Raw genomic sequence first — 12,139 nt, 5'->3', positions numbered from 1 at the left:
ATGCCGTCGCCGGACTGAATTCCCGGTTCATGCCCGCTGCTGGCGCCACCATTCGGCCAGGAACACGCTGGTCGCCGACGCCACGTTGAGGCTTTCCACCGCGCCGGTTCCCGGGATGGCCAGCCGCAGGGCCGCCGCATCCGCAAGCAAGGGGTCGACGCCGCTTTGTTCGGCGCCCATCACCAGCAGCAGGCGCTGCGGCAGGGCGGCGGCATGCAAGGCTTCCCCGCCGCGGACCACGGTGGCGGCGGCGACGAAGCCCGCCGAGGTGAGCTGGGCCAGGCTGTTGTCTGCGCGTCCCAGCCGCACCAGCGGCACGACTTCGGCGCCACCTTCGGCCACGCGCGCGGCGGCCCCGGACAGCGCCAGCGGGGAATCCTTGGGCAGCAGCAGGCCGGCGACGCCGAAATGCGCCGCCGAGCGCAGGATGGCGCCCAGGTTGTGCGGGTTGCCGACGCCGTCGAGCCACAGCGCCACCTGCGGACCGGGCGGCAGTTCGCGCAGCCAGCCCGACAGCGACAACTCCGGTGCGGGCATGGCGCCGAAGACCACGCCTTCGTGGTGGCTGCTGGCCGCCAGCTTCTGCAGGTCGTCGTCGCCGACCACGGTGTAGCCGATGCGGTGCTTCACGCAATGCGCCAGCACGTCCTTGAGTTTCGGGATGCGAGATTCGAGCAGCCAGACCTTGCGCAGGTCGCCCGGACGGCGGGCGAACATGGCCAGGCAGGCATTGAGGCCGTACAGGCGCTGTTCGCGCGGGCCGCGGGGAGTGGCCGGCTCGGCGGACTCGGGGCGCGGCGCCGGGCGTGGCGCGGACGGGCGCGCGCCCGATGGCGCCGACGGGGTCGCTTCGCGGTCACGCTGGCGTTCGCGCTTGTCGCGCCGCTGGCTCGGCGGGCCGCGGTAGGGACCGCTGCCGCCCGGGGGTCGGTTGTCGTTCATGGCGCCAGTCTAACGGACGGCCCGGGGCAAGGGCCGTCCGGGCGGACTCAGGCGTGGCCGCCGACCGGCGGGGTTTCCCGCTCCAGTTCCTCCAGCCTGCGCGCCACCGCTTCCGGCGAACGCGTGTGCGGAGCCAGCAGGGCGTAGAAGGCCGGCACCACGAACAGCGACAGCAGGGTCGAGAACGCCACGCCCGAGATGATGACGATGCCGATGGTCGCGCGACTGGCCGAACCCGGGCCGCCGAAGGCGACCAGGGGCACGGCGCCCATCATCGTGGCGATCGAGGTCATCAGGATCGGCCGCATGCGCACCGCCGCCGCTTCGACGATGGCCTCGCGCACGGCCAGGCCGTCGTCGCGCAGCTGGTTGGCGAACTCGACGATCAGGATGCCATTCTTGGCCGCCAGGCCGACCAGCATGACGATGCCGATCTGGCTGAACAGGTTCAGCGAGCTGCCGAAGACCCACAGCCCCAGCAGCGCGCCCAGCACCGCCAGCGGCACGGTCAGCATGATCACCACCGGGTGCAGGAAACTTTCGAACTGCGCGGCCAGCACCAGGTAGACCACCAGCAGCGCCATGGCAAAGGTGAAGATGACCGCGCCGCCGGCGCGCTGGTATTCGCGCGATTCGCCCTTGTAGTCGAGCTGGGCGCGTTCGGGCAGCTCTTCGTCGGCGGTCTTGCGCACCCAGTCCAGGGCTTCGCCCAGGGTGTAGCCCGGGGCCAGACCGGCGGACAGGCTGATCGCGCGCAGGCGGTTGAAGCGGTTGAACTCGCCCGGCTCGGCCAGCTCGGTCAGGCTGACCAGGTTCGACAGCGGCACCAGTTCGCCGCTGCGGCTCGAGCGAACGTAAAGATTGTCCAGGTCGGCCGGCGAGGCCCGGTCCTCGCGCCGGGCCTGCAGGATGACGTCGTATTCTTCGCCGTCCTCCACGTAGGTGGTGACCCGGCGCGAACCCATCATGGTTTCCAGCGTGCGGCCGATTTCCTGCACCGACACGCCCAGGTCGGCGGCGCGGGCGCGGTCGATCTCGACGCGCAGCTGCGGCTGGGTTTCCTTGTAGTCCGAATCGGCGCCGTACAGGCCCGGGTTCTGTTCCATGCGCGCCAGCATGCGGTCACGCCACTCGGCCAGTTCCACGTAGTCCGGGCCGCCCAGCACCACCTGCAGCGGCTGACCGCCGCTGCGCACCAGGCCGGTGCGCACCTGGGGACGGGCGACGACGCCGGGCAGTTGGGCCAGTTCACCGCGCACCTGCTCGACCAGCGCGCTGGTTTCAACGTCGCGCTCGTCCCAGGGCTTGAGCAGCACGATCGCGCGGCCGGTGTGCATGGTGCCGCCCGCGCCCCAGCCGCCGGGCACGGCGGTGTTCACGCGGTCGATCGGCTGGCCTTCACCCGTGTACTTGAACAGGATTTCTTCCAGGCCCTGCATCTGTTTAACCGTGTAGTCGTAGCCCGCGCCCTCGGGGCCCGAAACGCTGACGAAAAACGCGCCGCGGTCTTCAGGCGGCGACAGCTCCGCCGGGATCACCTGCACCAGGAAAGCCGAAAGGCCCAGGGTGCCCAGCAGCGCCACCCCGAACAGCAGCGGCTTGCCGACCGTGCGTTCGACCGCGCGCCGGTAGGTCCGGCCCAGGTCGTCCAGGTGGCCCTGGATCCAGCGGTTCAGGCCCCTGGGTTTGGAATGCGGTCGCACCAGCAGCGAGCACATCATCGGCGTCAGCGTCAGCGCCACGAAGGCTGAAATGATCACCGCGCCGGCCAGCGCCACCGACAGTTCGCGGAACAGGCGGCCGGTGTTGCCTTCCATGAAACCGATCGGCAGGAACACCGCCGCCAGCACCGCCGTGGTGGCGATGACGGCGAAGGCCACCTGCTGGGTGCCCCGGCGCGCCGCCACCAGCGGCGGTTCGCCCAGGTCGGCGCGGCGCTGCACGTTTTCCAGCACCACGATGGCGTCGTCCACCACCAGCCCGATGCACAGCACCAGGGCCAGCAGGGTCAGCAGGTTGATCGAGAACCCGAAGGCCCACAGCGCGATGAAGGCCGCCACCAGGCACACCGGCACCGTGACCGCCGGAATGATGGCCGCGCGCACGCTGCCCAGGAACAGGTAGATCACCACCAGCACCAGCGCGATCGCCTCGAACAGCGTCCAATAGACGCGGTTCACCGCGGCGTCGATGAAGATGGTGCTGTCGAAGGCGACGAAGATGTCGGTGCCTTCGGGCAGCGTGTCCTGGATGGCCGGCAGCGCCGCCTTGACCTCGCGGGCCACGTCGAGGCTGTTGGCGGTGGAAGTCTTGATGACGCCCAGGCCGACGTTGGGCTGGCCGTTGCCGCGGAAATAGGCGCGGCGCTCGGACGAGGCGCGCTCGACCCTGGCGACGTCGCCCAGGCGCACCAGGTAGCCGTCCTCGCCCTTGGCCAGGGTGAGCCTGGCGAAGTCCTGGGGCTCTTCGTAGCCGCGCATCACGCGCAGGGTGAAGTCGCGGTCCTGCGATTCGATGCTGCCGGCGGGAAGCTCGACGTTTTCACGGCGCAGCGCGCTTTCGACATCGTTGACGGTCAGGCCGCGCGCGGCCAGCGCCTCGCGGTCGAGCCAGATGCGCATCGAATAACGCTGGCGGCCGCCCACGCGCACCTGGGCGACGCCGTCGATGCTCGACAGCCGGTCGACCACGTAGCGTTCGGCGTAGTCGCTGAGCTCGAGCGTGTCGAGCTTCTCGGAGTTCATGTTCAGCCACAGGATGACGTCGGCGTCGGCCTCGACCTTCTCGATTTCCGGCGGGTCGGCTTCGGGCGGCAGGCGGTCGCCGACCCGGCTGATGGCGTCGCGCACGTCGTTGGCGGCGGCCTCGATGTCGCGGTTGAGCGAAAACTCCAGGGTGACGTCGGCCTCGCCGTTGCGGCTGCGCGACTCGATGGTCTCGATGCCCTCGATGCCCGACACGGCGTCTTCCAGGATCTGGGTGATGCGGGTCTCGACCACCGCCGCCGATGCGCCCGGATAGCCCACCTCCACCGAAACGATCGGCGGGTCGATGTTGGGCAGCTCGCGCAGGGTCAGGCGGGTGAAGGCGATCAGGCCCAGCACCACCAGCAGCAGGCTCATCACGGTCGCGAAGACCGGCCGCCTGATCGAGATGTCGGAAAGGATCATGGCGCCGCGGCCACGTCGGTGATCGCGCTGCCGTTGCGCAGCTTGACGGTGCCGTCAACGACGATGCGGTCGCCGGCCGACAGGCCGTCGAGCACTTCGACCTCGCCGCGGCGGCGCTGGCCAAGCGTCACGTCCACCTGTTCGACGGTGTTGTCCTCGCGGACCCGGAACACGTGGGCCGTGCGCGAGACCTGGATGACGGCGATCTCGGGCACCACCAGCGCCTGCCGTTCGGGCTGGAAGACCTCGACGGTGAGCAGCATGCCCGGCCGCAGCAGGCGGTCGGGGTTGGGCAGGTTGGCGCGCACCGTCACCGCGCGCGAGACCGGGTCCACCCGCGAATCGATCGTGGCCACTTCGCCGGTGAAGTCCTGGCCCGGGTAGGCGACGCTGGTGGCGCGGATCGCCTGTCCCGGCACCAGCGCCGAAAGGAAGGCTTCGGGCACCGAAAAGTCGAGCTTGATCACCGACACGTCGTCGAGGCTGGCGATCGTGGTGCCCGGCGTCACCAGGGTGCCGGGGCTGACCTGGCGGAAACCCAGCACGCCGGCGAAGGGCGCGGTGATGACCCGGTCGGCCAGGCGGGCGCGGGTGGCGTCGAGCCGGGCACGCGTGGCTTCCATGGTGGCGCGCTGGGCGTCGAGCTGGCCGGCGGGGATCAGCTTCTGGGCGGCCAGCTGCTGCTGGCGCTGGAACTGCTGCTGCGCCTCCCGGTAGGAAGCCGCCGCCTCGGCCAGCCCGGCAAGTTCGACGCGGCCCGACAGGTCCACCAGCACATCGCCGGCCTCGACCAGGTCACCGTCCTCGAAGTTCACCCGCACCACGGTTTCGGTCACCTTGGCGGTGACCATCAGCGATTCGTTGGCGCGCGCGGTGCCCAGGGCCTGGATGGTGTCGCGCCAGGGTTTGGCCTGCACCACCATCGTGGTCACGGTGGCCGGCGCCGGGGCGCGCCCGCCCTGCTCCTGCTTGCCGCAGGCGGCCAGCAGGACCAGCAGCGGCAGGGAAACAAAAAGGGTGCGCAGGAAAGAGCGGCCAAACCTCATGGCGGGGCGGTGTCCTTGGGTGAAGGCTGGATTGTACGGTCGCGGCGCCAGCCCCGCGTGCAGGCGGCGCGATGATGCCGGAAACGTAAACGCCGGCACGGGGCCGGCGTTTACACGACATCGGGAGCAGGCGACCCGGAGGTCGCCGCCAGCGGGAAGGATCAGCCCTTCTTCCACTGCCCCATCGCGGCCAGGCCGTTGTCGCGGGCACGGGCGAAGACGGTGTCCTGGGCGGACTTGACGTTGCCGGCCATGTCCTTGGACCACAGCTTGAGCGCGGCCGACTGCATGGCGCGGCCATAGCTGAAGCTCAGCGGCCAGGGCTTGGCGCCCATCTGGTTCATGGCGTTGAGGTGGGCGGTGGCGTGCTCGTCGCTCTGGCCGCCCGACAGGAAGACGATGCCCGGCAGGGTCGCCGGCACCGCCGACTTCAGGCAGCGCAGGGTCAGCTCGGCGACTTCCTCGATGCCGGCCTGTTCCGGGCAGTCCTTGCCCGACACGACCATGCTGGCCTTGAGGATGGTGCCTTCGAGCAGGATGTTGTGCTCGTAAAGCGCGCCGAACAGCGAGCGCAAGGTGACCTCGGTGATTTCGTAGCAGGTGTCGATGTCGTGGTCGCCGTCCATCAGCACCTCGGGCTCGACCATCGGCACGATGCCGGCTTCCTGGCACAGCGCGGCGTAGCGGGCCAGCGCGTGGCAGTTGGCGTCGATGCAGGTGCCCGAGGGCATGTCTTCGCCGATGGTGATGACGGCGCGCCACTTGGCGAAACGCGCACCCAGCCTGCCGTATTCCTTCAGGCGGTCGCGCAGGCCGTCCAGGCCTTCGGTGACCAGTTCGCCCGGGAAGCCGGCCAGCGGCTTGGCACCCATGTCCACCTTGATGCCCGGCAGGATGCCGGCGTCCATCATGACCTTGGTGAAGGGCACGCCGGCCTTGGTGGACTGGCGCAGGGTCTCGTCGTACAGGATGGCGCCGGAGATGTAGTCGCCCAGCTTGGGCGTGGTGAGCAGCATCTCGCGGTAGGCGCGGCGGTTTTCTTCCGTGCACTCGATGCCGACGCCGTCGAAACGCTTCTTGATGGTGGCGGTGGACTCATCGATGGCGATGATGCCCTTGCCCGGGGCCACCATGGCCTGGGCGGTTTCGGCGAGCTGGTCGATACTCATGACAGGAATCCGGGTTGGTGGAAAGCCGCTGATTATACCCGGATTTTGACCGGGCTCAGAGCTCGCCCAGGCCCTCGGCGGCCCCGCCCGGGCCCACCTTGAGCAGGCGCAGTGTATTGGTGGCGCCGTGCAGTTCCATGTGGTCGCCGCTGGTGATGATGACGCGGTCGCCCTCGGCCAGCAGGCCCAGGTCGAACAGGTGCCGCAGGGCGCCCCGGGCGGCCTCGCGGGTGCCCAGGCCGGCGCTGTCGAAGTTGACCGGGAAGACGTCGCGCACCAGGGCCATGCGCCGGCGGGCGCCGTCGTGGCGCGACAGGCCGTAGATCGGCACCTTGGACCGGAATCGGGACAGGAAGCGGGCCGTGCCGCCGGATTCGGTGAGCGCGACGATGGCGCGCACGTCGATGTGTTCGGCCAGGAACATGCTGGCCATGGCGATGGCCTGGTCGGCACGCTGCAGGCCGCGCGGCGCCTTTTCGAAGTCGGTGTCGTGGTCGAACTGGCGTTCGGCGCCCAGGCAGATGCGGGTCATCGCCTCGACGGCCTTCACCGGGTAGCTGCCCGAGGCGGTTTCGGCGCTGAGCATGACCGCATCGGTGCCATCGATGACCGAGTTGGCCACGTCCAGCACTTCGGCCCGGGTGGGGATCGGGTTGTCCACCATGGACTGCAGCATCTGGGTCGCGGTGATGACGGTGCGGTTGAGCTCGAGCGCGGTGCGGATGATCTTCTTCTGCAGGCCGGGCAGCTCGGCATCGCCGATCTCCACGCCCAGGTCGCCGCGCGCCACCATCACCACGTCCGAGGCGCGGGTGATCTCGACCAGGTTGTCGATCGCCTCGGCGCGTTCGATCTTGGCGACCATGAAGGCGTCGGAACCGGCCGCCAGGGCCAGGGCGCGGGCCTCGTCCATGTCGGCGGCCGAGCGGCAGAAGGACACGGCCAGGAAGTCCACGCCCAGCCCGGCGGCGATGGTGATGTGCTGCTTGTCCTGGTCGGTGAGCGCGCCCAGCGACAGGCCACCGCCCAGGCGGTTGAGCCCCTTGCGATCCGACAGCGTGCCGTCGGTGAGCACGCGGGTGCGGATGCGGTCGCCTTCGATCGCCAGCACTTCGACGGCCATCAGGCCGTCGTCGAGCAACAGGGTGTCGCCGGCCGCGACGTCATCGACCAGGCCCAGGTAGCTCACGCCGACCTGGCTGGCGTCACCCGGCGGTGCGTCGGCGCGGCACAGCAGGCTGAATTCATCGCCGGCCACCAGCGACACCTTGCCGCCGGCGAATTTTTCGATGCGGATCTTCGGGCCCTGCAGGTCGGCCAGGATGCCGACCTCGCGGCCTTGTTCCGCCGCTTCCTTGCGCACCGCGGCCACCCGCGCGGCGTGCTGTTCGGGCGTGCCGTGGGAGAAGTTCAGGCGCACCACGTTGACGCCGGCTCGCACCAGGCCGGCAAGCACGCCCGGGGCGTCGGTGGCCGGACCCAGGGTGGCGAGGATCTTGGTGCGGCGAAGCACGGGACTCACGGCGTGTCGCCTTCTTCTTCCAGCTCGAGGTAGGGCTTGCCGGCGCGGAAGTCGGCCAGGCGTCCGCGCATCTCCGCGTTTTCATCGCCGTCCTCGGCCTCGGCGGCGGTCACCGCCTGCTGCTGGAGCGCCACGGCGGCCTCGAAGTTGCCGTTGGCCGCCTCGCAGGCGGCGATGGTGTCCACCTGTCCGGGCGGAAGCGACCCCGGGTCGCCCAGGCGCCGGGCGACGGCCAGGCCTTCGACGGGGTCGCGCAGCGTGTCGTCGGGCGCGGTGCACAGGACCCAGGCGAAATTGTTCAGGCCCCACTCGCCGGGCGCGTCGAGGATCTCGCGCCAAAGCGCCAGCGCCTCGCGCTTGGCTTCCGGGCCGCGCGGGTCCTGGTAGTAGTACCAGGTCGCCAGGATGTCACCGGCATCGGCATGGCCGTCCTTGCGGGCGCGCTGCAGCCAGCGAACGCCCTGGGCGCGATCGAAGCTGCCCAAATCGCCCTCCAGCCAGGCCATGCCCAGTTGCACCTGGGATTCGGTGTCGCCCTTTTCCGCGTCGACCTCGAGCAGGCGCCTGGCTTCGACCGCGTCCTTCTCGACGCCTTCGCCTTTGGCCAGCAAGCCGGCCAGCATGCGCCGCGCGTCGGGGTTGTCGGCTTCGTCCGACTGCTGGCGCAGGATGGACAGCCCCCGCTCCGGGCCGTCGTCCAGTCCTTCGTGGCCTTCGAGATAAAGGCGGCCCAGCTCGGCCGCGGCCATCGTGTCGTTCCACAGGGCCCCTGCGCGGAACCACTCCAGGGCTTCGACCCAGTCTTCGCGGGCCTCGGCGCGGTAGCCCAGCAGGCGCAGCACGTCGTCGTCGCCGCCTTCGCCGGACTGCAGCCACCAGTGTTCGGCTTTCGCCATGTCGGTCGGCAGGCCCCTGCCGTTGGCGTAGCGGTCGCCGAGCAGGGCCTGGGCGTCGGTGTCGCCGGCCTGGGCGGCGCGCTCGAGCCAGGTCACGGCCAGGGCGTCGTCCTCGCCGTAGTGGTGGTGGGTCGCCAGCAGGCCCATGGCGGTCACGCTGCCTTTCGCCGCCGATGCCTCCAGGGCCTGCAGATGCGCCGGCTCAAGCCTCTCCGCGCCGCCCGCGTAGTGGGAGATCGCCGCCAGCACGGCCGGCAACGGGTGGCCGGCGGCCTGCGCCGCGTCCAGCCGCTGCTGCACGGGCGCCGGGATTTCCCAGCTGTCCAGGACACCGGCCCGGATGCGCACGTAGTCCACGACCGCGTGGCCCTGGCCTCCCATCCTGGCATTGGCCTTGTCGAGCAGGGCCATCGCCGCCGTCATGTCCTTCCCGACGCCGAAACCCAGCTCGTAGGCCAGGGCGAGTTTTATCGTCGGCAGTGCGTGACCCTCCTCGACATGCGGCAGCAGCGCGTCCAGGAGACCTTCGGCACACCCCTCGAAAGGTGATGTCCGGCAGGTTTCGAACCAGAACAGGGTGGAATGGAATCCGCCGCGCGCCGCCATCGGGCGCAGCCGTGCCACGCGTTCGGCCGGGTCGGACAAGGCCTTGGCCTCGCGGGTGGTGATGACGTCGTTGGCCGCCAGCGAGTTGCCGTTGGCCAGCATCGTGATCAGGCTGCTCACGTACTGGTCGCGATGGTGGGGATAAACCGGCCGCGAAAGGTCCCGGTCGATCTGGACGACGGTGTCGGCGAAGTCGAAGTCCAGGTGGCGCTCGATGCCGGCCTCCGGATCCCAGGCCACCACGCGGATGCGCAGGAACCGCAGCAGCGGGCGCACGTACATCACTTCGCTGTGCAGCTCCAGGCCCATCGCCTGCAGGATCGTGTAGATGTCCCGGCCGGCGACCACCCGCATCGGCCGCGCCCCCCAGTCCCCCCAGGGCGGCGCCGCGTCGAGCGTGTGCCGGGCGATGCTTCCGAAGCGGGCCAGGTGATGTTCGGCCGCCGCCTCGTCGCCCGTGGCCTGCGCGCACTGGTAAGCCAGGTAGTGGACGGACGCGCTGACGGGCACGGCCGCGACCGCCGCGGCAATGTCGTCCGCCCGGTCGCGGCAGGCCTGCGGCTCGACCTGGCCATGCAGGGGGAAGTCGGTCACCGTTTCGAAATGCGGATAGACCTCGGTGTCCACCGCTTCGGCCAGGAAGCGACGCCATTCGGCGTCCAGGCCGGCGTCTGCGCCGGCGGCCGCGGCAGGCAGGAGCAGCAGGAGCGGAAGCAGCAGGCAGCGCCGGATCGTCATCATTCTTCCTTGTCTTCGAGGGCGCCCCGCAGCAAGGCCTTGAGCCTGCGGTCGCGGTTACTGTCGCGTAGTTCGGTCGGCGCGCCAAGCTGCAGCTTCAGGCCCATGGCCTCGCGCATTTCGCGCAGCCCGCGCACGTACTCGGACGCCTGGCCGGCAGGCACGTGGTCGCTGGCGAGCTGCAGTTCGTGCACCAGGCGGGCGCGGCGATTGTCCAGGTCCAGCTGCCGCGTGTACGACGTCGGGCCACCCTGGATGGCCTTCTTCCCGGGCAGGTTTTCCAGCACCCAGCCCTCCGGCAGGTCCACCAGGATCTCGTGGCGCAGCGTGGCCGGCCGCGGAAGGCCGATGGGCGCGTCGCGCTCGACCCGGTCGGGCAGGGACGTCCCGCTGGTGAGTCCCTCGGCGTAGGCGGCGAGCGTGCGGGTACGGCCGCTGGGCTCAAGCGGGTCCTCGAGGCGGTAGCGCTCGTGCACGACCAGGATGTTCTCCGCCTCGTCTTCGGTCACCGACAACGGGTCGACCACGGTGAGCTCGCCGAAGCGCTTGCGGTGATAGTCGATGGAGTTGCGGGCCACCTGTTCGGGGCGGCGGGCCTGCAGGCTACGGCGCACGTCGTCGGCCCGGTCGCCGCGGTAGGTGGTTTGCACGCGCAGTTCCACGGCCTTGCCGTCCTGGTCGGGCACGAAGTGTTCGACCACGACCACTTCATTGCGCACGCCCTCGGGCGCCTGCACCGGCACCAGCGCGTCGGCGCCGGCCACGACCGGCAGGGCCAGGCCGTAGTCGTGAAGATCGCGGCCGCCGATGTCGCCGCGCTGGCCGGTCAGGGTGGGGTCGAGCCAGTAGGACTTGCCCTCGTGGCGAAGGCGCACGATCACGTGGTTGAAGGCCGAGGCGGCCGGCAGCTCGTCCGCCAGCGCACGGCCCAGCCGGGTCGACACCAGGGCCGGCTCCGCCTCCAGGCCCATCCGCCTGAGCATCTGCACCAGCAGGTAGGTCTTGTCCTTGCAGTCGCCGTAGCGTCGCGCCCAGACCACGTCCGGCGGCTGGGGACGGTGGGTGTTGTCGCCCATCTCGATGCCGAAGTAGCGCACGTCCTCCTGCATCAGCTGCAGCGCGGCCCCGGCGCGCGCCAGCGGCGGCAGCGACTGCCAGGCCGCCAGCCGCTGCTCCAGCTCGGCAGGCAGCGCGGGGCTGTTCGGGTACAGCGGCAGGGCCCATGCCACCACGTCTGCCCAGGACCGTTCCCGGGCAAGCTGCAGGCGCGGGTAGGGATTGAACCAGGACGGGATGTCGCCCGGGTTGAGGACCGCCGGGATGTTGCGGTACTCGAAGGAGACGACCTGCGAGCCGCCGTCGCGCCCACGCTTGAGCGGGCGCGGCTCGCCCCGCCAGCGCAGGGCGACCTCGGCGTCGCGGTCAAACACCGCCCGGCCGGCCCGCACCAGGCTCGGCGCGTTCCAGGCCAGCGTGAATCCTTCCGCCAGGCTGCCCGCCATGACCGGATTGCTGCCTTCCACGGTGTAGGTGACCCGGACCACGTCGCCGACCTGCACGTCCTCGAGCACCAGCAGCGCGGCGATGGTGCCGTCGGCCAGGTCCTGTTCGAAGCGCTTCTCGCGGCGCACCAGGGAAACCTTCGCGGGGTCGAGGCGGTCGAGCCAGCGGCCGTCGCGCCGCAGCGCCACCCGGTGCAGCACCAGGCGCTGGAAGTCCGGGCTGAAGTTCACGTCCAGCCGCGCCGCCTCCCCGACCAGTTCGGTGGACAGCGGCTGGTAGGCCAGGTCTTCGTAAAGGGCGTAGCGGCCGTCGCGCAGGTCGACCTGGTGGTCGACCAGCCAGGTCCGCCAGGGCTCCTCGTCGGGCGCATCGGGCCAGGCCTCCGGCACGTCGCGCGCCTGCACGAATCCGGGGGCCGGCCCGGTATGGAACCGGAATTCACCGCGTTGGTGTTCGGTCGTCCCGGACCCTTGCGTGGACCACGCCGGCGCGGAAGCCAGCAGCAACAGGGCAATCAACAGTGCGCGCATCCACGGCTCCTCAGGGC

The 12,139-nt window shown here is 70.4% G+C and carries 7 protein-coding genes; all 7 read right to left on the bottom strand.

The window, feature by feature from the left end; translation table 11 throughout:
- Positions 1-27: 27 nt before the first annotated feature.
- On the bottom strand, positions 28-942 hold the full coding sequence (locus IEX13_RS01010) for a TrmH family RNA methyltransferase (RefSeq protein ID WP_188660152.1): 915 nt from the start codon (positions 940-942) through the stop codon (positions 28-30).
- 47 nt (positions 943-989) lie between these two features.
- Positions 990-4,112, bottom strand: coding sequence for an efflux RND transporter permease subunit (locus IEX13_RS01005; protein ID WP_188660149.1), 3,123 nt, complete (start codon positions 4,110-4,112; stop codon positions 990-992).
- Positions 4,109-5,158, bottom strand: coding sequence for an efflux RND transporter periplasmic adaptor subunit (locus tag IEX13_RS01000; protein WP_188660147.1), 1,050 nt, complete (start codon positions 5,156-5,158; stop codon positions 4,109-4,111). The genes IEX13_RS01005 and IEX13_RS01000 overlap by 4 nt, the downstream gene beginning before the upstream one ends.
- Before the next feature lie 161 nt (positions 5,159-5,319).
- Entirely contained in the window at positions 5,320-6,327 is a 1,008-nt protein-coding gene (locus IEX13_RS00995; RefSeq protein ID WP_188660144.1) for a class I fructose-bisphosphate aldolase, read from the bottom strand.
- A gap of 55 nt (positions 6,328-6,382) precedes the next feature.
- Positions 6,383-7,849 (bottom strand): pyruvate kinase, encoded by a 1,467-nt coding sequence (gene pyk / locus IEX13_RS00990; protein ID WP_188660140.1) that lies wholly within the window; start codon positions 7,847-7,849, stop codon positions 6,383-6,385.
- On the bottom strand, positions 7,846-10,089 hold the full coding sequence (locus IEX13_RS00985) for a tetratricopeptide repeat protein (protein ID WP_188660137.1): 2,244 nt from the start codon (positions 10,087-10,089) through the stop codon (positions 7,846-7,848). Before IEX13_RS00985 ends, pyk begins: the two co-directional genes overlap by 4 nt.
- Entirely contained in the window at positions 10,089-12,122 is a 2,034-nt protein-coding gene (locus IEX13_RS00980; RefSeq protein WP_188660136.1) for a DUF3857 domain-containing transglutaminase family protein, read from the bottom strand. Before IEX13_RS00980 ends, IEX13_RS00985 begins: the two co-directional genes overlap by 1 nt.
- Positions 12,123-12,139 lie beyond the last annotated feature (17 nt).

Source organism: Arenimonas soli (assembly GCF_014643775.1).
GTDB lineage: Bacteria > Pseudomonadota > Gammaproteobacteria > Xanthomonadales > Xanthomonadaceae > Arenimonas > Arenimonas soli.
Note: the sequence above shows the minus strand (reverse complement) of the source record. Positions and strands in the feature narration are given on the sequence as shown.